Source organism: Variovorax defluvii, assembly GCF_039541515.1.
GTDB classification, from domain to species: Bacteria; Pseudomonadota; Gammaproteobacteria; order Burkholderiales; family Burkholderiaceae_C; genus Variovorax; species Variovorax defluvii.
Window position 1 is genome coordinate 1 of the sequence record NZ_BAABGJ010000058.1, and the last position, 21,070, is coordinate 21,070.

Here is a 21,070-nt window from a genome sequence, read left to right on the forward strand (position 1 = left end):
AGCGGAGGGACGCGCACAGTGGGGTCGCCTTTCTTTGGTTACTTTCTTTGGCGAGACAAAGAAAGTGACTCGCCCGCCGGGGCGAATTCCCGGCTCCTGCCCCACACAACCAGCAAGGCCAAAACAAAGGCCCAAGAGGCGAATTCAAGGCTCCTGCGCCACCCAACCAGCAAGGCCAAAACAAAGGCCCAAGAGCCAAATTGAAGGCTCCTGCGCCAAACAACCAGCAAGGCAAAAACAAAGGCTGCATGAGCGAACCCCCACCGCCTCCCCGAGGGATAGAGAGAGGGAAAGAGGGAAAGCCAGTGTTCGACACAGGATGTCTCATGGGTCGTCAGCGGTCCCTGCGCGGGGAGACACCGCTCAGTGCAGCGACCAGGCTGTCGACGCGGATCGGCTTGGTCAGGTAGTCGTCCATGCCGGCATCGATGCACATCTCCCGATCGCCCTGCATCGCGTTGGCCGTCATCGCCACGATGCGGGGGCGCCGTGCCGGCGCCATCAGCTCGCAGATCCGGCGGGTGGCGTCGAGCCCGTCGAGCTCGGGCATCTGCACGTCCATCAGCACCACGTCGTAGCTCTGGCGCTGCACCGACTCGACGGCCTCGATGCCGTTGGAAGCCAGGTCCGCGCGGTAGCCCATCTGCTGCAGCAGGCGCATCGCCAGCTTCTGGTTCACCGCGTTGTCTTCCGCCAGCAGGATGCGCAGCGGATGGCGCTGCGCCATGGTCGGGTCGATCTGCGGCTTGCCCGCCGGGTCGCCCGGCGCGGGTGCCGGCCTGGGAGCCTGCACCGGCGTCTGCGCCAGCAGTCCGACCACGGTGTCGAAGAGCTGCGACTGGTGGATGGGCTTGGCCAGGCGCGCGTTGAACAGCGAGGCCGCGTCGCCGCCCTCGCGCCCTCCCGCCGAGCTGAACAGGGCCAGCGGCAGCGCATCGCCCTGCCCCGCGCGGATGCGCCGGGCCAGGTCGACACCGTCCATCTGCGGCATGTGCATGTCCAAGATGGCCAGGTCGAAGCGCGCGCCCTGCGCCAGCCACTCCAGCGCCTGCAGCGGCGATCCGGTCTCGCGCGGTTCCAGGCCCCACCTGGCGAGCTGGACCGAGAGCACGCGCCGGTTGGTCTCGTTGTCGTCGACGATCAGCGCGCGCTTGCCCCGCAGTTCCAGGTGCAGGCCGGGCTCGATGCGGCGCCGACTCGGCGGCGAGTCGGCCACCGGCGCCTCGATGGTGAAGTAGAAGGTCGAGCCGGTGCCCGGCCCCTGGCTCTCGACCCACATGGTCCCACCCATCAGCTCGGCCAGGCGCTTGCTGATGGCCAGGCCCAGGCCGGTGCCGCCGTACTTGCGCGTGGTGCTGGAGTCGGCCTGCGAGAAGGACTGGAACAGCCGGCCCATGCCCTGCGCCGACAGGCCGATGCCGGTGTCGCGCACCGCGAAGGTCAGGGTCACACGGCCCTCGGGCAGCGGCTTCGCCGTGACGGTCAGCACCACTTCGCCGGCCTCGGTGAACTTCACCGCATTGCTCAGCAGGTTCAGCATGACCTGCCGCAGCCGCGTGAGGTCGCCCTTCACGCCCAGCGGCACCTCGCCCTCGAAGACGTAGGCCAGGTCCAGGTGCTTCTCGCTCGCGCGCGTGGAAACCAGGTCCAGCGCCGACTCCACGCATTCGCGCAGGTCGAAGGGGTGCGCTTCGATGTCCATCCGCCCGGCCTCGATCTTCGAGTAGTCGAGGATGTCGTTGATGATCGTCAGCAGCGCATCGCCGGATTCGCGGATGGTGGCCACGTAGTCCTGCTGGTCCGCGTCGAGCGGCGTGTCCAGCAGCAGGCCGCTCATGCCGATGACCGCGTTCATCGGCGTGCGGATCTCGTGGCTCATGGTGGCAAGGAAGGCGCTCTTGGCCTCGTTGGCGGCCTCGGCGGCGGCGCGCGCCTCCTTGGCCTCGTTGAACAGGCGCGCGTTCTGGATGGCGATCACGGCCTGGTCGGCGAAGGTCCGCAGCAGCCGGATCTCCTTGTCGGCAAAGGGCCCCGGCGGCTGGCGGTTGACGTGGATCGAGCCGATGTTCTCGCCCTCCCAGATGAGGGGCGCGACCATCACCGCGTAGTTGCCCACCTGCTCGGCCATGGCGCGCATGAAATGCGGCAGGCCGGGCTGCGCCAGCACGTCCGGGATGTGGACGACCTCGTTCCAGTCCACGCCGGAATCGGCATCGACCGGCCGCGGATAGAACTTCGCCAGGGCGTCGCGCGCGACCTCCCCGCTGTGCGCCGCCAGGTGCACCATGCCATCGCGCACCAGCGAGATGCCCATCTCGGTGCTGGAAAAGAGGCGCTTGCAGCGCTCGAGGATCTTCTCGAACACGGGCTGCGGGTCCTCCATCGATTCGCCGATCACCTGCAGCACCTCGGCGGTGGCGGTCTGGCGCTCGAGCGCCTCGCGGGTCTCGCTGATCAGCCGCACGTTCTCGATCGCCAGCACGGCCTGGTCGGCGAACAGCTGCAGCAGATCGATCTGGCGCTGCGGCGTGGGCCCCGGGTCCGGCCAGGCCGCGGTGATCGCGCCGATGGGCACGCCGTCCTTGAGCATGGGCGCAGCGATGATGCGTCGCCGGTTGCCGCTGTTGGCCAGGACGCGGTCGTAGTCCGGGTCGGACCAGGCGTCTTCGTGGCTCTGGGCCTTGCGTTCGAGGATCGCGCGGCCGTTCATCTGCCGCCGGTCCGGCGGGGCCGGCCAGACCGTGCGCGCGGCCTCCAGCGCCTCGGAAGACCAATTGCGCGTCGCCGCCAGCTGGACCAGGCGCCCGTCGTAAGTGAAGACCGCGGCCGTCGGCCCCTCGAACAGCCACATGGTGCAGTCCAGGATGGCTTCGAAGACCGGCATCACGTCCGTGGGCGATTCGCTGATGGCGCGCAACACGTCGCTGACGGCCGTCTGGTATTCGAGGGATTCGGTCAGCTCGGCCGTGCGCTCCTCGACCTTGCGCAGCGCCGTCTGCGCCTCGCTGAAGAGCCGCTCGTTCTGGATCGCGATGACGGCCTGTTCGGCGAAGGTCTTGAGGAGCGCGCGCTCGGCGGGCGAGAAGGGGCCGACCTGGGTGCGCTGCATGCTCAGGATGCCGATGCCGCGGCCCTCCCACATCAGGGGCGCCGCCAGGTTGGCGAAGTTCAGGCCGGCGCGCTCGGCGTTCAGGCGCAGCACCGACGGTGCCGCCGGGTCGCTCAGCACGTCGGCGATCTCCTGCAGCTCGCCGGTGCGGAAGGCAGCCTCCGCCGGGGTGTCGGCCACCGGCCTCGGATAGTGCGACTGCAGGACGGCGGCATGTGCGTCGGCGCGCTCTTCGCCGACTGCGGCACGGCCGGCCGCGGTCATCTTCCAGCGCTTCAGCACGAGCCGGCCCTCGTCGTCGACCAGCAGCAAGGCGAAGGAGCTGCCGTCGAACAGGCGCTCGCAGCATTCGATGATCTTGTCGAAAACCGGCCCCGGGTCCGCCACCGAGCCGGCGATGATCTGAAGCACCTCGGCCGCGGCGGTCTGGTGCGCCAGCGACTCCTGCAGTTCGCGGTCGTGGCGCCGCGTCTCGTCCAGCAGGCGTGCGTTTTCCAGGGCCAGGCCCATGCTCGCCGCCACGTTCTCGAGCAGGCGGACCTGGTGCGGCCCGAAGGCGTATTCCCGGTCGTGGTCCTGCAGTGCGATCGCGCCGAGCACGCGCTCGCTGCCCACGATCGGCACGGCCACGATCGAATGTGCCCAGTCGGTGCCGGGCGAGGGCGCCAGGCCGATCCGGGTCTGTTCTTCGCGGGTGTTGCACACGCCGACCTGGCGATCGCGCAGGATGCGATTGAGCGACTCGTCCGGCTCCAGCGGCCGCGCCGGCGGCAGCGGCAGCGGCCGATCGTGCTCGTAGCGGTACAGCACCTGGACCCGGTTGGTCGCGGCGTCCCACCACACGATGTTCACGTCGCCCGAGCCGAACAGCTCGCGCAGCTTGTCGCCCACCAGGTCGATGATGGCCTGGAAGTCCAGCCGGGCGAGCATGCCCTGCTGGATGCCGTTGACGATGGCGAGTTCGTCCGGGCGCCGGGTGCGCGGCTGCCCGCCGGCGCGCGGCGCACGCTTCGATGAAGTGCGAGTCCGTAACTCCGCCATGGGCAATGGGCCTCCAGCGATCAACGAGCCGTGCGCGATGGCGCGCACGGTGAGGAGTCTACGGACAAAGGCTTATCGACGTTGCTGCGATTTGGGCGTAAGCTAGAAAAAGGTTCTACCTATCAAACCCGGGAGGATCTTGTTCTTTTCAGTGAACAAGGCGACATGTCCAAGGCAGGACATCCCGTGAGGGAAGACCTGTTCAGAAGGCATCGAGATCGACATCGAGTCCGGAGAACATATGGACCTGAGGAGTGAACAGCTCGCCGACGGCGTCGAAAAGATCAGCCTGGTCGGACGCATGGACAGCATCGGCGGGCACGACATCAACCAGCGTCTTTCGGCGCTCGTGGGAAGCCGCAAGCTTCGCGCGGTGGTGGACCTGTCGGAGGTCTCGTTCCTGGCCTCCATCGGCATTCGCACCCTGGTCGTGAATGCCAGGACCCAGTCGCAGCGCGGCGGGGCGATGGCCCTGGCGAATCCCCAACCCGTCGTGGCGGAGGTGCTCAAGATGGCAGGCATCGACACCATCATCCCGGTGTATCCCGATGTCGACTCGGCCTTCAGCGCCCTGACGGCGCCGGGAGGCCGGTGATGGCCGGCGGCGGCGGCGAGCGGCGTGATTGCCTGACCGTCGGGCGTGAATTGCGTGACCTGTCGCGGGTGACGGCCTGGGTCCACCACTGGGCCGAACGCGAGCACCTCCCGTCGCGCGTGGTCTCCAACCTCGACCTCTGCTCCACGGAGGTGGTGACCAACATCATGAACCATGCCCGAAGCGATGGCGAACAGCACATCCTGCTGCGCCTGGGCTGGCAGGGCGAGGACGTGGCGCTGGAGGTAGAGGACGAAGGCGGCGAGTTCGATCCGCGGCTGGTGCCGCCCCCCGCGCCGGTCACCAGCATCCACGACGCACGCATCGGCGGGTGGGGCATCCCCATCGTGCGGCGCTTCTCCGACGGCCTGCACTACCGCCACCAGGACGGGCGCAACTGTCTCACCCTGCTGTTCCGCGCGGCGGCGCAGCAGCCGCCCTGAAACGCAGGGCCCGTCGCCGAAGCCCGACCCGAACGAAGACGCCACGCAGCGCCGGCGCCACCCCCAGGAACACAACCGAGGAGTCATTCAAATGGGAACAGCAGCAAAGGTTTCACCCAGCATCGATGCCCAGAGCGCGCTCGCAGCGCAGGCGAGCCTTGCCAGCAATGGCAACGGCGAAGCTTCCGGCGTCGACAAGATGCGCGAGTTGCTGTTCGGCAACCAGATGCAGGACTACGACAAGCGCTTTGCCGTGATGGAAGAGCGCTTCCAGCTGCGGCTGCGCGACGTGGAGGCGGAGGCCGCCCGCAACCTCGCCAGCCTCGAGGCCACGATGAAGAAGCAGCTCGAATCGGTCGCCAACCAGTTCCGCGAGGAAAAGGAGCTGCGCACCGACGGCGACAAGGAGCTGGAGCGCAGCCAGCGCGAACACACGCAGGCGCTGGAGAAGCGCCTGGCCCAGATGTCGGACCAGCTCGCCCGGCAGGAGCGCGAGTTCACCGAGCGACTGAGCCACGACGTCCAGGGTCTGCGCGACGAGATGCGGCGCCGCCAGGACGACGCCCGCGCCACGATGGAGCGGATGTTCGCCGAGCTCAGCAACGTCAAGACGGATCGCAACCTGCTGGCGGGCCTGTTCGTCGAAATCGCCAAATGCCTGAACCAGGACGTTGCCCCCAAGCCGGGCACGGTGGCCGAGCGGGGGTGAACCCTCGCCCAGGCTCTCCCGCTTGGATGGGGATGCGATGAACGCCCGCCTGTCGCTCCCCGCCGCCAACGAACCCGGCCATCTGCCGCAGGGCGAATCCCGGGACCGGCTGGCCGAGCTGCTCCTCGAACTGGCCCGCTGCATCGACCCGAGCGTGGTGGCCACCCTCCCGCCACGCCGCCTGGACATCGATCCGCGGCTGGAGGCGATGCGCGACGTGCTGATGGAGCGCGAGCAGGCGGCCCTGGCACGGCTGGAAAAAAAGCTGGACGATCCGAAGGAATTCGCCGAGGCGGTGAGCGGCGTGCTACCGGCTGCCTTCGCACGCGCCTCGGCACAGCATGACGAGCTCGGCCAGGCGCTGGCGCCCAGCGTCGAGCGGGCCGCGCAGGCCTCGATCCGGAAGAACCCGCGCACCATGGTCGACATCCTGTACCCGGTCATGGGGCCGGCGATCCGCAAGGCGATCGCCGAGACGCTGGACGGCACGCTGCAGTCGCTCAACCAGGCGCTGCGCTACAGCCTGTCCTGGCGCGGCCTGAAGTGGCGCATCGAGGCCTGGCGCAGCGGCAGCACCTTCGCCGACGTGGTGCTGCGGCACACGGCCGTGTTCCGCGTCGAGCACCTCTTCCTGGTCCACCGCAAGACGGGGCTGCTGCTGGCGCACCAGGCCCGCGACGATGCGACCAGCCGGGACCCGCAGCTGGTCTCGGCCATGCTGTCGGCGATCCAGGATTTCGTGCGCGACTCCTTCGACGAATCCGGCGGCAGCACCGGCGATGGCGAGGCCGGCGGCAGCCGCAGCATCGACAGCCTGCGCCTGGGCGACCTGCTGCTGTGGTGCGAGGAAGGGCCCTTCGCCTTTCTGGCCGCGGTGATCCACGGCAACCCGCCGCCCATGCTGCGGGCCCGGCTGGGCGAAACGCTGGGCGCGGTCCACGAGCGATGGGGCACGGCACTGCAGGAGTTCGAGGGCGACACGGCGCCCTTCGAGGAGGCCGGCGAGCGCCTGCGTGCCTGCCTGATGTCGCAGGAGGCCGAAACGAAGCGGCGTTACAGCCCGCTGCTGTGGATCGTGCCCCTGGCGCTGCTCGCGGTGCTGGCCTGGTGGGTCGGCGAGCGCCTCGTGGAGCGCCAGCGCGTCAGCAGCTATGTCGCAGCCCTGCAGGAGCAGCCGGGCATCGTCGTGACGGGCTTCGAGCGGCGCGACGGCAAGTGGCTGGTGTCGGGCCTGCGCGATCCTCTCGCGGTGCCGCCCGAATCCCTCCTGGCGCCGGCCCGCCTCGACACCTCGCGCGTGGCCGGGCGCTGGGAGCCCTACCAGGCGCTGCACCCGGCCATCATGCTCAAGCGCCTGAAGGCGACCCTCGACCCGCCGGCGTCGGTGAGCATGGTGCTGGCAGGCGGCGGCATCCGCGTCACCGGCAACGCCTCGCAACGTTGGCTGGACAAGGCCCGCGCCTTTGCGCTGAGCCTGCCGGCCGGCGCGCCGGCGGTCGACCTCAGCGAGCTCAAGGACCTGCAGGACCCGGACTTCATCCGCCTGCGCGATGCCATCCAGGCCCGCCTGATCCATTTCGACTTCAGCATGCCGCGGCCCGCGGCCGACCAGGAGAGCAAGCTCGACGCCTCCGCCGAAGACATGCGCGAGCTGGTCCAGGTGGCGCGCACCCAGGGCTTCCCGGTGAAGGTGACCATCGTCGGCCACGCCGACGCGACCGGCAAGGACACCTCCAACCTCGCGCTGAGCATCGGCCGGGCCGAGGTCGTGCGCTCGATGCTGCGAGCGCGCGGGGTCGATCCGTCGGTGCTCTTCGTGCGCGGCGCCGGCCCGCTCGAGCCGCTGCGGCCGGGGGCCAGCGAGGACGAGATGTCCATGAACCGCCGCGTCTCCTTCGGCGTGAGCACGGGCGACTGACCACGACCGGAACAAACGAGACGACCGAGGAGAAACCCCGTCGATGCTGCAAAAGAAGATCTGCCTGCTCGGTGCCTTCGGCGTCGGAAAGACCAGCCTGGTGCGCCGCTTCGTCGACACCATCTTCTCGGACAGCTACCTGACCACGGTCGGCGTCAAGATCGACAAGAAGGTGGTCCGGACCGGCGCCGATGACGTCGCGCTGATCCTCTGGGACATCGCCGGCGAGGACGAGGTGTCTGCGGTGCGCGTGAGCTACCTGCGCGGCGCCGCCGGCTACCTGCTGGTGGTGGACGGCACGCGGCCGGAGACGCTGGCGACGGCCGAGTCGATCCAGGGCCGCATCCGCGCGGAGCTGGGGGCCGTCCCGTTCTTCGTGCTGCTCAACAAGTCGGACCTGGTGGAAGACTGGGCCCTGCCGCCCGAACGCATCGAAGCGCTGGCGGCGGACGGCTGGCTGTTCCGCCGCACCAGCGCCAAGACCGGCATCGGGGTCGACGAGACCTTCGGCGAACTGGCCGCCAGGCTGGCGGGGTAGCACCATGCTGGACCTGCCGCCGCGCATCTCCGACTCGCTGCTGGCGCTGGTCCATGCGCAGCGCGCCCTGGCCTACCTCGTCGCCGACGACGCGCAGAACCTGGTGCGCTTCGGAGGGCACCTCGCGCACTATGGGCTGGCGGAACTCGAAGCGGGCGTTCCCGCCTCGCAGCAGGTGCTCTTCCTCGAAGGACTGCTTCCGCTGGCCGAGACGCCCTTCCTCATCCGCTCGATGGAAATGCCCAGCAAGCGCGTGGCGGACGTTCATTTCTTCGCCGACGAGGACGCGGTCTGGATCCTGCTGCTGGACGTCACGGCCGAGTACGAGGAGACCCGCCTGGTGCAGCAGAAGGCGTACGACATGACCCTGCTGAGCCAGCGCGAGGCCCGGCTGATCGCGCAGCTGGAATCGACCAACCGGGCGCTGACGCAGGCCCACCGCGAACTCGCCGACTCCCGCGAGGCCCTGCAGCGAGCCCACGACCGGCTGCAGCAGGAGCTGCGCGAAGCCGAGCACTACGTGCGCGCCATCCTGCCGGCGCCGCTGGCCGAACCCTGGACAGTGGACTGGCGCTTCGTGCCCTCCACCGAGCTGGGCGGCGACTGCTTCGGCTACCACTGGATCGACGACGCGCACTTCGCGATCTACCTGATCGACGTCTGCGGGCATGGCGTCGGTTCGGCGTTGCTGTCGGTGGCGATCGCCGACACGCTGCGTTCGCAGGCCCTGCCGCGTACCGACTTCCGCAGCCCCGCGCAGGTGCTCGGCGCCCTCAACCAGGCCTACCAGATGGAGCGCCACGGCGAGCTGTTCTCCACTGTCTGGTACGGCGTCTACGTCCGCGCGCGCGCCGAGTTGCGCTATGCCTCCGCCGGCCATCCGCCCGCCTTCGTGGCCGGCGGCCCGTGGCCGGAGGGCCGGACCCTGCAGGCCGGCGGCCCGTGCATCGGCCTCTCGCCGGCGGCGCGCTACGAGGAAGAGCGATGCGCCCTCGCGGCGCCCGCGCGGCTGTACGTCTTCAGCGACGGGACCTACGAAGTCGCCGGACCCGATGGTGACCTGCTCGGCTTCCCCGCCATCGCGAAGATCCTGGCCCGGCCGGCCGGCGAGGGCCTGTCCGAACTGGACGGCCTGCTCGCGCAGGTGCGCGAGGTGCATGGCCCGGGCGTGCTGGAGGACGACTTCACGATCATCAAGGTGGCGCTGTGATCGGAGCACGGCCCTTCCTGCGACTTCTTCTCTGCAGCGCCGCGCTGGCCCTGGCCCATGCGCACGCGCCCGCGCTCGCCCAGGCCAGGAAGGTGCCGCGCATCGGCTACCTGGCGGCGGTCTCCGCGGCGGCCGATGCGCCGCGCCTGCAGGCCTTCCGCCAGGGCCTGCGGGACCTGGGCTACGTCGAGGGGCAGAGCATCCTGGTCGAGTACCGCCACGAGAGCCAGGACCTGGCCCGGCTGCAGGGCCACGCCGCCGAGCTGATCGCGATGGACGTCGACCTGCTCGTGGCCGTGACCTCGAACGCGGCGCAGGCGGCGAAGAAGGCGACGTCGACCGTGCCCATCGTCTTCATGGGCGTGACGGACCCGATCACGACCGGCCTCGCCCAGAGCCTCGCGCGACCCGGCAGCAACGCCACCGGCGTCACCAACGTCGCGGCCATCCTGACCGGCAAGCGGCTGGAAATCCTGAAGGAGACCCAGCCGAAGGTCAGGCGCGTGGCGGTGCTCTGGGACCCGAAGGCGCCCGGCTCCATCCCGCAGTGGGAGGCCAGCCAGCAACCCGCGCGGCAGCTCGGCCTCGAGCTCTACTCGATGGAGGCCAGCAGCCCCGCCGCCTACGCGGCCGCTTTCAAGGAAGCCGTGAAAGCGGGCAGCCATGCAGTGTGGGTAACGCTCAATCCCATCGCGAACTCCAACCAGACGCTCATCGCCGAGCTGGCGATCGAGAACCACCTGCCGTCGATCTGCGCGCGCAGCGACTACGCGGAAAACGGCTGCCTGATGGCCTACGGCCCCAGCTACCGCGCCGAGGGCAAGGACGGCGCCCGCTTCGTCGACCGCATCCTCAAGGGCGCCAGGCCGGCCGACCTGCCGATCGAGCAGCCGACCAACTTCGAGCTGCTGATCAACCTGCGCACCGCCAAGAGGCTGGGCTACACGATTCCGAGGTCGGTGCTGAACCGGGCGGACAAGGTGATTCAGTGAGCGTCGGCGGGCTCAGCCGATGCGCCCGAACCCCAGCAGCGACAGCGTCGCCGTCGACCGTGCCGAGGCCCACCACGTCGATGCGCACGCCCCGGTCTGCGGCCATCTTCGCGGCTTCCAGCGTGTCCACACCGGTGGTGCGCCGGCCGTCGCTCAGCAGGATGATCGCCGCCGAGTCGTACGAGCCCGGCGCCACCGGCGTGAAGGGCTTGGGCGGGGGCTTGACCTTGTCGTCCAGGCTGCGCCCCTGCGGCTTGCTGCCGGCGCCCAGGTCGGCCAGCTCGAGGACATCGGTCGTGCGGCTTGCTACGGCTCGGGCGTGATCGCCGCCGCGATGCCGCCGGCACGCGGCCGCGAGCGTGTCCGCAGTGGCTCGCCATCGTGCCTGGGATGGTGCTGTTCCGCAACCGGACGCCCGGTCGTACCATGCGGCATTCGCACCCTCCGGAGGCCGCCATGCCCGACGACAACGCGAAGTTCGACAAGGAAGCGCTTTCGCTGATCGAGTCCCTCAAGGGCCGGCGCAAGCCCGCCCGGCGCGCTTCACGCAAGCCGGTGGCGCCGGGCGAGAAGCCGCCGGCCACGGTGCCGGGCGTGGTCCGGCGCGCCGCCAACCGCTTCTAGGTGGCGTTCGCGCCCGCGCTGGTCCTCAGCCCCTCGCCGGCTCGGTACACCCCAGCGTCGCGCTGATCGCCGCCGCTTCTCTTCGAACGGCCGCAGCGATCGGCCCGGTCTCCAGCGCATCGAAGCCGCCCGTGGCACCCAGCGCGGTCAGCACCGCGCAGACCCGCCCTGTGTGATCGCGGATCGGGGCGGCGACGGCACTGATGCCGCGCAGGTACACGTCGCGCACGCACGCGCAGCCGGCGGCGCGCACCGCCTCGCGCAGCGAGTCGATGGGGCGCTTCGCGTCCAGCAGGCCACGCTGCTCGGGCAAGGCGCTCGCCAGCTCCTCCTTCGCCATCGCGTGGACCGCACGTTCGTCCAGATAACCGAGAAACGCGCGCCCCGTCGCCGACCACAGCAGCGACAGCACGGACCCCACCCTGACGTTGACGGTGACGGGCAATCCCGGCTCCTCGAAGCGCACGATGGTCGGTCCCTTGTTGCCCATCACCGCCACGAAGCAGGTGACCTCCAGCGCCTCCCGCAGCCGCACGAGCGCGGGTTCCGCGGCACGGATGGGATCGGCCTGCCGCATCGCCGCCATGCCGATGCGGATCGCCTCCGGCCCCAGAAAGTACTGCTGCGTCGCCGCATCCTGGGACACCAGCCCTTCTTCACCCAGGCTGACCAGGTAGCGATGCACCTTCGACGAGGGCTCGCCCACGTGGGCCGACAAGGCCGTGAGCGTGGCGCGCCCACCCAGGTCGGCCAGGCCCTTGAGGACCGCCATGCCGGTCTCCGCGGCCTGGACGCGCTGGCGGCGCTCGCGAGGGCGCTCGGTGGGCATGGGTTCGATGGTCGTCGTCATGGCGGCTCGGAATCGCTCCCGCATTCTGAGGGTTTGCCCAGGGCTTGAATGATTACGCAATGCGGATGACAATTACGCAATGCATGATCTTCTCATAACCCGGAGACCTCGATGAAGAAGTTTTTCGCCACCTGCCTGCTTGCATTGCCGCTGCTCGGCGCGATGGAGGCCCAGGCCCAGTCGTGGCCTTCGAAGCCTGTGCGCTGGCTGGTGCCTTACCCGGCCGGCGGCGGTTCCGACTTCCTGGCCCGCACGATCGGCCAGCAGCTGTCCACGCAGATCGGCCAGCCCGTGGTCGTGGACAACAAGCCCGGCGGCAACACCGCCATCGCCGCGTCCGACGTGGCGCGCTCCGCGGCGGACGGGCACACCGTCCTCTCGGCCGACAACGGCACCCTGGTATTCAACCCCGCGCTGTACAAGAGCCTGAGCTACAGCCCGACCAAGGACCTGGCGCCGGTCACGCTCATGGGCCGCTTTCCGATGATCCTGGTCGTGAGCCCCGGCGTCGCGGCCAAGGGCGCGAAGGAATTCATCGCCGAGATCAAGGCCAGGCCGGAGGGCATCAACTACGCATCGGCCGGCGCGGGCAGCCCGCATCACCTGGCCATGGAGCTGCTCAAGACCGAGGCCGGCCTCAAGATGACGCACGCCCCCTACCGCGGCGCCGCACCGGCGCTGGCCGACGTGGCCGGCGGGCAGGTGCCGGCCATGATGGTCGACCTGGCGGCCGGCGCCGGCTTCATCAAGGGCGGCAAGGTCCGTCCGCTGGCCGTGGCCAACGCCAAGCGCCTGCCGCAGTTGCCCGACGTGCCGACCTTCGCCGAGCTGGGCTACAAGAACGTGGAAGCCGCCGCGCTCGTCGGCATGGTCGTGCCGGCCGCCACGCCGGCGGAGGTCGTGGCTTCCCTCAACAAGCAGGTGGTGGCCGCCATCAACGCACCCGAGGTCCACAAGAAACTGGTCGACTTCGGCGTCGAGCCGGTGGGCAACAGCCCCGCCCAGTTCGCCGAGCTGCTCAAGAGCGAGACCACGCGCTGGCACAAGCTCATCCGTGATCTGAACATCACGCTGGACTGACCGTCCCCTCCCGCTGCCGCAAGGCAGCGGGGGTGCCGCGCCGGCGTTCGCCGCCGGTGCCCTCCTCCTCCGTTGGAGTTCCTTCGATGAATCCCGTGTCCACGACAGCCCCGGCAAGCAGCGCCTGCCCCTTCGCCCACGGCGCGCAGCCGCCGATGCGCGCCCCCAACGGATGCCCCGTCAGCGACGCCGCGGCGGCCTTCGATCCCTTCAGCGACGGCTACCAGCAGGACCCGCCCGAGTACGTGCGGTGGGCGCGTGAACAGGAGCCGGTGTTCTACAGCCCGCAGCTGGGCTACTGGGTGGTGACGCGCTTCGACGACATCAAGGCCATCTTCCGCGACAACCTGACGTTCAGCCCCTCCATTGCGCTCGAGAAGATCACGCCGACCGGGCCCGAGGCCAATGCCGTGCTCGAGCGCTACGGCTTCGCCCTGAACCGGACCCTCGTCAACGAGGACGAGCCGGCGCATATGCCGCGCCGGCGCCTGCTCATGGAGCCCTTCACGCCCGAGCACCTCAGGCCGCATGAGCCGCTGGTGCGCCAGCTGGCGCGCGAGTACGTCGACCGCTTCATCGACGACGGCCGCGCGGACCTGGTCGACCAGATGCTCTGGGAAGTGCCTTTGACCGTGGCCCTGCATTTCCTGGGCGTGCCGGAAGAGGACATGGACACGCTGCGCAAGTACAGCATCGCCCACACGGTCAACACCTGGGGCCGGCCCAGGCCCGAGGAGCAGGTCGAAGTGGCGCACGCGGTGGGCAACTTCTGGCAGTTCGCCGGCAAGGTGCTGGACAAGATGCGCCAGGACCCGGACGCCCCCGGCTGGATGCAGTACGGCATCCGCAAGCAGCGGGAACATCCCGAGATCGTGACCGACTCCTACCTGCATTCGATGATGATGGCGGGCATCGTGGCGGCCCACGAGACCACCGCCAACGCCACCGCCAACGCGATGAAGCTGCTGCTGCAGCATCCCTCGGCCTGGCGCGACATCTGCGAAGACCCGGCGCTCATTCCCAATGCCGTCGAGGAATGCCTGCGCCACAACGGCTCCGTGGCGGCCTGGCGCCGCCTGGCCACCCGGGACGTCACCATCGGCGGCATCGACATCCCGGCGGGTGCCAAGCTGCTGATCGTGACCTCCTCGGCCAACCACGACGAGCGCCACTTCGCGGATGCCGACCTCTTCGATATCCGCCGCGACAACGCCAGCGATCACCTGACCTTCGGCTACGGCTCGCACCAGTGCATGGGCAAGAACCTTGCGCGGATGGAGATGCAGGTCTTCCTGGAGGAGTTCACGCGCCGGCTGCCGCACATGCGGCTGGCCGAGCAGACCTTCACGTACGTGCCCAACACCTCGTTCCGCGGTCCGGAGCATCTCATCGTCGAATGGGACCCTGCGCAGAACCCGGAGCGGCGCGATGCGTCCCTGCGCACCGCGGCGCGCGCGGCGGTCCGCATCGGCGAGCCGTCGAACCATGCGATCACCCGGCCCGTGGTAGTCCAACGCATCGAAACGGTGGCGCAGGACATCGTGCGCCTGCGCCTCGTGGCACCGGACGGCCGGCCCCTGCCGCGCTGGGCACCAGGCTCGCACATCGACGTCGAGTGCGGCGACACGGGCCTCTCGCGCCAGTATTCACTGTGCGGCGACCCCGACGACACCGGCACGCTGGAGATCGGCGTCCTGCGCGACCCTCGCAGCCGCGGCGGCTCGGCCTGGATGCATGGGCAGGTCAAGGTCGGGGACCGACTGCATATTCGCGGCCCGCGCAACCACTTCCGCCTGGACGAAGAGGCCCGGCGCCTGATCTTCATTGCCGGCGGCATCGGCATCACGCCGATCATGGCCATGGCACGCCGCGCGCGCGCCTTGAACATCGACTACCAGCTGTTCTATTGCGGACGCAGCCGCGGCGCCATGGCCTTCGTCGACGAGCTGGCGGCCCTGCACGGCGACCGCCTGACGCTGTGCGTCAGCAGCGAAGGCACGCGGCTGGACCTGCCTGCCTTGCTGCAGAAGCCCGTCGAAGGTGCCCGGGTCCATGCCTGCGGACCGCTGCGGATGCTCGACGCCCTCGAGGCCGCCTGCGCCCATTGGCCCGAGGACTCCCTGAGGATGGAGCACTTCGAATCCATGCTCGGCACGCTCGATCCCACCCGGGAGCACGCGTTCGAAGTGGAGCTCAAGGATTCCGGCCTCACGCTGCCGGTGCGCGCCGACCAGACCTTGCTCGCGGCATTGCGGGCGGCCAACATCGACGTGCAAAGCGACTGCGAAGAGGGCCTGTGCGGCTCCTGCGAAGTGCGCGTCATCTCCGGCGACATCGACCATCGCGACATGGTGCTGACCCGCGCCGAGCGCGAAGCGGGCCAGCGCATGATGAGCTGCTGCTCGCGTGCGCGCGGGACGAAGATGGTCCTGGAGCTTTGACGGAAGCGACCTTGCTCAGCGGTCCTTCGCCGCGGGAGACAGTCTGACCTTGCGATAGCTCTCACGATCCATGTCGACGACCTCGACGCTCAGATGCACCGTCAGGCTCGCGTCGAAGGCGGGCATGTGCTCGAGCATGCCCTCGACGACACGCTGGCTGAAGTCCTGCTTCGCGGCGCTCGAACGGCCCGCCAGTATTCTGACGGTGACATGAATGAATCCGCGCTGATCCGAGAGGCCCACCCGGAATGCGTCGGCACGGACGGCGCGCCCTTTCAGATCTGCCTCGTCCTGGACATGCGGGCTCCCGGCCAATCGATGCGCCACCGCGCTCAGCATGGCATCCAGCGGCAGGTCCCGCAGATTGGGCGTGTACTCGATGATGAAGTGAGGCATCTTCGAAGGGCGTTCCGTTCAAGGCTTTATTGATCTATTGCACTGCCCGATAGACCGAGTTCCCGCCGACGATCGTCTCCAGCACGGTGATGTCCTTGATCTTTTCTTCCGCCACGGAGAGATAGTCGTCGCTCAGGACGACCATGTCCGCCAGCTTGCCGACCTCGATCGACCCCTTCCGCTTCTCCTCGAAGGTCAGGTAGGCACCGGCATGGGTGTAGAGGCGAAGTGCTTCTTCGCGGGACACCTTCTGATCGGCGCCGTACACGACCCCGCGGGGGTCCTTGCGCGTCACCATCAGGTACATGCCCACGAACGGGTTCAGCAGGTTGACCTCGTTGTCGGTGCCGGCAGCGGTGCCTTCGATGCCGAGCACATCCACCAGCCGACGCGTGGGCACCGCGCGATGGGCCAGCAGGCGCCCCATGTACCGCTCGACCGTTCCGGCCTTGTCCCACATGAACGCGTTCTGCGCATCCACGCGCACGCTCAGCGACTTGGCCTTCTCGATCTGATCGGGCGCGATCAGACTGCCGTGGACCACGCTGAAGCGGCGGCCGCGCAGGGATCGGTCCGCGTCTGCGGCCGCGTAGGCCTTCAGCGTCAAGTCCACCGCGGCGTCGCCCACCGCGTGGGTGTGGACACGCCAGCCGTATTGGTTGGCCAATCGGACGTTCCGCACGTAGGTGTCGGGATCCACGGCCACCATCCCGTGATTGTTGGGCTCGTTCGCGTAGTTGCTGCGGATATAGGCCGACTTCAGCGTCATGCCACCGTCCGAGATGAGCTTGATCCCGGCCAGGCGTGCCCAGTCGTTGCCTTGGTTGTCCTTGAACTTCGCCGCCTTGAGCCTGGATTCGAACTCCTTCGAGTCGGCGGCCTGGAAGCGCCAGAACATGCCTGCACGCACGGTGGACTGCCCGCGCTCGGCGACGGTGAAGTAGGCCCGGATCTGCTCTTCGTCCAGGCCTGCGACCACCGTGCTGGTGATGCCCGAGCGGTTGTACACACGTTGCGCCGCGATGTTCTGGGTGACGCGCTGCTCGAACGAAGGCGGCGGGATGATCTTCTCCACCAAGGCCGTGGCCGCCGATTCGAGCACACCGGTCGGTTCGCCGTCGGCATCGCGGTGGATGCGTCCGCCGACCGGGTCCGGGGTCTGCTTCGTGATCCCGGCGGCAGCGAGAGCCTTGCTGTTGGCCATGGCGAAATGACCCACGGTCTGCACGTAGACAGGATGGTCGGGCGCCACCGCATCGAGCTCCTGCCGGGTGAGGTAGCGTTGCTCCTTCAGTTGCGAAGGCGGGTGCCAGCGGCTGGTCTGGACCCACTGGCCCGCGGGAATCTTCTTGGCCCGGATGAATTCCGCGATGATCGACTGGGCTTGCGCAACGGTGTTCGCCTTGATGACCTGCGCCGTGGTTTCAACGGTGCCCGCGCCATCCATGTGCGTGTGCGAATCCAGAAGGCCAGGCACGACGGTGCGCCCTTGCAGGTCCACGACCGGGGTCTGCGCCGCCGCCAGGCGCCGGACGGCGTCGTTCGTGCCGACGGCCACGAACTGTCCGTTCCTGATGGCCACGGCTTGCGCGATGGAGAAGTCCTTGTCGGCGGTGATGATCTTTCCGTTCAGGTAGACCACATCGGGGTTGGACGCCACGTCGTGGGCACACCCGGCGAACATGAAAGTGCTCGCGGCAAGCACGAGGCCGGCTGCGCGGGACAGTCGGGCACGGGGCGGGTTCGTTGATTTTTTCATTGGATGAACGAGGGTGGAGGGGTCATGAAAAGTTGACGCAGGATGTCTCATGCTTCTTCGGTGCGCATGCCGACGCCGAGCAGCCGATCGAGCGTTTCCGCGTCCGCGGCCAATGTCTGGCTGGGCCCCGCGTAGACCAGGGTGCCGCGCTCCAGCACGATGGCCTGGTGCGTCATCTCCAGCGCCAGCACGGGGTGTTGCTCCACCACGATGGAAGCCAGCCCCTCCTGTTCGCACAGACGGCGGATGGCCGCGGCCAGCTCCTCGACGACGATGGGCGCCAGGCCCTCCATCGGCTCGTCCAGGAGCAGCAGCTGCGGATTGGTCATGAGCGCACGGCCGATGGCCAGCATCTGCTGCTCGCCGCCCGAGAGCTGGTTGCCGTAGTTGCCGCGGCGCTCGCGCAGGCGCGGGAAGAGTCCATAAACGCGGTCCAGCTTCCACGCGCCGGGCCGCGCCACCACGGTCAGGTTCTCCTCCACCGTGAGCGACGGGAAGACTTCGCGCTCCTGCGGCACCCAGCCCAATCCGGCACGCGCGCGATGGTGGGCCGGCACATGCGTGATGTTCCGCCCACGCCAGCGGATGCGCCCGCCGCTGACGCGTGTGTTGCCCATCAGGGTTTCGATCGTGGTGGTCTTGCCCACACCGTTGCGGCCCAGAATGGCCAGGCTTTCGCCCTCGCGGATCGAAAAGCCGAGACGGTCCAGCACCACGGCATTGCCGTAGCCGGCCGTGACGGCGTCGAAGGCCAGCAGTTCAGACATGGGCCGCTTCCCTTCGCAGGTGGATGTGCGTCTTGCCCAGGTACACCTCGCGCACGCGCGGGTCGTGCCCGATCTCGGCCGGGCTGCCTTCGACCAGGATGCGGCCGGCCACCAGCACCGAGATGCGCCGCGCGAAGCGGAACACCAGCTTCATGTCGTGCTCGATGAAGAGGACGCTGATGTCCTCGGGCAGTTCGGCGATCACGTCGAACAGCTCGCCGCTTTCGTCCTCGGGCACGCCGGCTGCCGGCTCGTCCAGCAGCAGGATCCGCGGCCGCGCGGCCAGGGCCAGCGCGATCTCCAGCAGGCGCTGCTTGCCGTAGGCCAGCTCGGCCACCGGCACGTTGGCCAGCGCATCCAGCCGCAGACGCCCGAGCAGCGCATGGGCCTCGTCGAAGGCGGCCGTGCTCCGGCTGTAGGGCCGCCACCAGGTCGCGCCCTGCCCTTCGCGCTCATGGATGGCCAGCACCACCGACAGCAGCGGCGTGAGGCCGGGGAACAGCGTGTTGATCTGGAAGGTTCGGGCCAGGCCACTGCGCGCCCGCCTGTCGGCCGGCCAGGCCGTGATGTCCCGGCCATCCATGCGTATGCTGCCCGCGCTGGGCTGGTAGATGCCCGTGAGGAGGTTGATCAGCGTGGTCTTGCCGGCGCCGTTGGGTCCTATGAGGGCCTGACGTGCGCCGGGCTCCAGTGCAAGATCGACATCGGCCACGGCCTGGAAGTTGCCGAAGCGAATGCCCAGGCCCTGTGTCTGCAAGGCGGTCATCGTGCCTGCTCCTTGATCCGGATGCGGCGCGACAGCGCGCCCATGATGCCGCCGCGGCCCAGCATGACGGCGGTGATCAGGAAGATGCCCAGCCAGAACATCCAGTACTGCGGGTTCATGTCGGCGAACCCGTCGTGCACCACCATGTAGACGATGGCGCCGACGAGGCCGCCGTACAGCCGCCCCGTGCCGCCCAGCACCAGGATGATCAGGATCTCGGCGGATCGGTTGAAGCCGATGGATTCGATGCCCACGAACTGCGTGGTCTGCGCCATCAACGCGCCGGCCACGCCCGCCACCGCGGCCGAGAAAGCGTAGGCCATGCGCAGCCGCGATGCCACCGGCGTGCCGATCGCCATCATGCGCTTGCGGTTGTCGTGAATGCCGCGCAGCGCCAGCCCGAAGGGCGAACGCAGCGCCAGCCGCACGAGCAGGAACATCAGCAGCACCACGCCCAGCGCATAGCAGAACGCCGTCCTGCCGAAGAGGTCGAACTCGAACACGCCGAACACCGGCGAAACCGACATGCCCTGCAGGCCGTCGGTGCCGCCCGTGATGCCGGACAGGCGGTTGGCCAGTTCGTACGACAGCACGCACACGCCGATGGTGATCATCAGCCGCGTGAGGTCGGCGCCGCGCACGATCAGATAGCTCAGCACATAGCCCAGCAGGCCGGCCACCACCAGCGCGGCCAGCAGGCCGCTGAAGGGTTCGCCCCAGCCGTGCCTGGCCAGCAGGCCCGCCGTGTACGCACCCGCGCCGAAGAAGGCTGCATGGCCGAGGGTGAGGATGCCGGCATAGCCCAGTGCCATGTCCAGTGCCACGGCGAAGAGGCCGAAGATCAGGATCTGCGACAGCAGCGTGAGGTGATCGGGTGCCAGGAAGAAGCTCGATGCGATCGCCAGCCAGAAGGCGATCTCGGCCAGGCGCAACTGCGCCGGCGACAGAACGATGGCTTTCATGCGATGCCCTTCTTCGGGACGATGCCGTTGGGCCGCAGCAGCAGCATGGCGATCATGAACACGTAGATCAGAAAGGCGCCGGTCTCGGGAAGGTAGTACTTGCCGGCCACATCGACGATGCCCACCAGCAAGGCCGCGGCGAAGGGCCCGGTGACGGTGCCGGCCCCGCCGACGCAAACGACGATGAGGAAATAGACCATGTACTTGAGCGGGAACGAGGGCTCCAGCCCGAGCATCCCCAGGCTCAGTGCGCCGCCCAGGCCCGCCAGGCCGCAGCCCAGCGAGAAGGTCAGGAAGAACAGACGCTGCACGTGGATGCCGGTGCCACCGGCCACGCGCTGGTTGTCCACCGCGGCGCGCACCATGGCGCCGTAGCGCGTGCGTCCCAAGGCCAGCAGCAGGAGCGCCAGCACCAGGACGCCGGCCACGATCAGGAAGCCGCGGTACCGGCTCAGCTGGACATCGCCCACCGAGAACTGTCCCTGAAGTTCAGGCGGCAGATGGAACGGAAGCATGGACGGACCGAAGAAGTAGGTCAGCGCCGCAATGGACACGAACACGACGCCGATGGAAAGCAACACCTGGTCCAGCGGATGGGCGCGGTAGAGCCGGCGAATGAACACGAACTCGAGCAAGGCGCCAATCAGGGCCGCGATCGCGAAGGCCGCCGCCAGCGCCGCCCAGAACGGCAGACCGGCTTGATTCATCAGCACCGCGGCGGCGTACCCGCCCAGCACCGCGAAGCTGCCGTGCGCGAGGTTCACGAAATTCATCAAGCCCATGGTGATGGACAGGCCCACCGCCATGAGGAACAGGAGCATGCCGTAGGCGACCCCGTCGAATAGAACAACTCCCATGGAGTCTCCAATG

The 21,070-nt window shown here is 68.7% G+C and carries 18 protein-coding genes and 1 pseudogene; 10 read left to right on the plus strand and 9 right to left on the minus strand.

Going from position 1 to position 21,070, the window contains the following annotated elements; genetic code table 11:
- Window positions 1–334: 334 nt before the first annotated feature.
- Window positions 335–4,150 carry a GAF domain-containing protein gene (locus ABEA07_RS17875; RefSeq protein WP_345539525.1) on the minus strand — a complete coding sequence of 1,272 codons (3,816 nt, stop codon included), beginning with the start codon at window positions 4,148–4,150 and terminating at the stop codon, window positions 335–337.
- A gap of 241 nt (window positions 4,151–4,391) precedes the next feature.
- On the opposite strand from ABEA07_RS17875, the gene ABEA07_RS17880 reads away from it, so the two are divergent.
- The 7 genes from ABEA07_RS17880 (at window position 4,392) to ABEA07_RS17910 (ending at window position 10,555) form a co-directional block, all read left to right on the plus strand.
- A complete protein-coding gene (locus tag ABEA07_RS17880) occupies window positions 4,392–4,745 on the plus strand; it encodes an STAS domain-containing protein (protein WP_345539527.1) in 354 nt (117 codons plus the stop codon).
- The gene (locus ABEA07_RS17885) at window positions 4,745–5,188 is read left to right on the plus strand and encodes an ATP-binding protein (RefSeq protein ID WP_345539528.1); all 444 of its coding nucleotides are present in this window, start codon (window positions 4,745–4,747) and stop codon (window positions 5,186–5,188) included. Before ABEA07_RS17880 ends, ABEA07_RS17885 begins: the two co-directional genes overlap by 1 nt.
- Window positions 5,189–5,279: 91 nt before the next feature.
- A complete protein-coding gene (locus tag ABEA07_RS17890; protein WP_345539529.1) occupies window positions 5,280–5,897 on the plus strand; it encodes a hypothetical protein in 618 nt (205 codons plus the stop codon).
- 37 nt (window positions 5,898–5,934) lie between these two features.
- Window positions 5,935–7,815, plus strand: coding sequence for an OmpA family protein (locus tag ABEA07_RS17895; RefSeq protein ID WP_345539531.1), 1,881 nt, complete (start codon window positions 5,935–5,937; stop codon window positions 7,813–7,815).
- Between the two features lie 43 nt (window positions 7,816–7,858).
- Window positions 7,859–8,353 carry a Rab family GTPase gene (locus ABEA07_RS17900; protein WP_345539532.1) on the plus strand — a complete coding sequence of 165 codons (495 nt, stop codon included), beginning with the start codon at window positions 7,859–7,861 and terminating at the stop codon, window positions 8,351–8,353.
- A gap of 4 nt (window positions 8,354–8,357) precedes the next feature.
- The gene (locus tag ABEA07_RS17905) at window positions 8,358–9,563 is read left to right on the plus strand and encodes a PP2C family protein-serine/threonine phosphatase (protein WP_345539533.1); all 1,206 of its coding nucleotides are present in this window, start codon (window positions 8,358–8,360) and stop codon (window positions 9,561–9,563) included.
- Window positions 9,560–10,555 (plus strand): ABC transporter substrate-binding protein, encoded by a 996-nt coding sequence (locus tag ABEA07_RS17910; RefSeq protein WP_345539534.1) that lies wholly within the window; start codon window positions 9,560–9,562, stop codon window positions 10,553–10,555. The genes ABEA07_RS17905 and ABEA07_RS17910 overlap by 4 nt, the downstream gene beginning before the upstream one ends.
- 40 nt (window positions 10,556–10,595) lie before the next feature.
- Here ABEA07_RS17910 and ABEA07_RS28660 read toward each other — a convergent pair.
- Window positions 10,596–10,769, minus strand: a pseudogene (locus ABEA07_RS28660) (VWA domain-containing protein); the annotation flags it as partial.
- 242 nt (window positions 10,770–11,011) lie between these two features.
- Between ABEA07_RS28660 and ABEA07_RS17915 the strand changes: the two are divergent.
- Entirely contained in the window at window positions 11,012–11,179 is a 168-nt protein-coding gene (locus ABEA07_RS17915) for a hypothetical protein (protein ID WP_345539536.1), read from the plus strand.
- A gap of 25 nt (window positions 11,180–11,204) precedes the next feature.
- Here ABEA07_RS17915 and ABEA07_RS17920 read toward each other — a convergent pair whose 3' ends face one another.
- Window positions 11,205–12,029, minus strand: a complete 825-nt coding sequence (locus ABEA07_RS17920; RefSeq protein ID WP_345539537.1) for an IclR family transcriptional regulator — start codon at window positions 12,027–12,029, stop codon at window positions 11,205–11,207.
- Window positions 12,030–12,140: 111 nt separating this feature from the next.
- Here ABEA07_RS17920 and ABEA07_RS17925 point away from each other — a divergent pair, with 111 nt between their 5' ends.
- Entirely contained in the window at window positions 12,141–13,109 is a 969-nt protein-coding gene (locus ABEA07_RS17925; RefSeq protein WP_425584152.1) for a Bug family tripartite tricarboxylate transporter substrate binding protein, read from the plus strand.
- Between the two features lie 86 nt (window positions 13,110–13,195).
- Entirely contained in the window at window positions 13,196–15,550 is a 2,355-nt protein-coding gene (locus ABEA07_RS17930; RefSeq protein WP_345539538.1) for a cytochrome P450/oxidoreductase, read from the plus strand.
- 15 nt (window positions 15,551–15,565) lie between these two features.
- Here ABEA07_RS17930 and ABEA07_RS17935 read toward each other — a convergent pair whose 3' ends face one another.
- From ABEA07_RS17935 to ABEA07_RS17960, 6 genes are all read right to left on the minus strand, one after another.
- Window positions 15,566–15,946: a 5-carboxymethyl-2-hydroxymuconate Delta-isomerase gene (locus ABEA07_RS17935; RefSeq protein ID WP_345539540.1), complete on the minus strand. Its 381-nt coding sequence runs from the start codon at window positions 15,944–15,946 to the stop codon at window positions 15,566–15,568.
- Window positions 15,947–15,980: 34 nt separating this feature from the next.
- A complete protein-coding gene (locus tag ABEA07_RS17940; protein WP_345539542.1) occupies window positions 15,981–17,651 on the minus strand; it encodes an amidohydrolase in 1,671 nt (556 codons plus the stop codon).
- A gap of 101 nt (window positions 17,652–17,752) precedes the next feature.
- Window positions 17,753–18,472 (minus strand): ABC transporter ATP-binding protein, encoded by a 720-nt coding sequence (locus tag ABEA07_RS17945; RefSeq protein ID WP_345539543.1) that lies wholly within the window; start codon window positions 18,470–18,472, stop codon window positions 17,753–17,755.
- On the minus strand, window positions 18,465–19,238 hold the full coding sequence (locus ABEA07_RS17950) for an ABC transporter ATP-binding protein (protein ID WP_345539544.1): 774 nt from the start codon (window positions 19,236–19,238) through the stop codon (window positions 18,465–18,467). The genes ABEA07_RS17945 and ABEA07_RS17950 overlap by 8 nt, the downstream gene beginning before the upstream one ends.
- The gene (locus ABEA07_RS17955; RefSeq protein ID WP_345539546.1) at window positions 19,235–20,200 is read right to left on the minus strand and encodes a branched-chain amino acid ABC transporter permease; all 966 of its coding nucleotides are present in this window, start codon (window positions 20,198–20,200) and stop codon (window positions 19,235–19,237) included. Before ABEA07_RS17955 ends, ABEA07_RS17950 begins: the two co-directional genes overlap by 4 nt.
- Window positions 20,197–21,057 (minus strand): branched-chain amino acid ABC transporter permease, encoded by an 861-nt coding sequence (locus ABEA07_RS17960; RefSeq protein ID WP_345539548.1) that lies wholly within the window; start codon window positions 21,055–21,057, stop codon window positions 20,197–20,199. The genes ABEA07_RS17955 and ABEA07_RS17960 overlap by 4 nt, the downstream gene beginning before the upstream one ends.
- Window positions 21,058–21,070 lie beyond the last annotated feature (13 nt).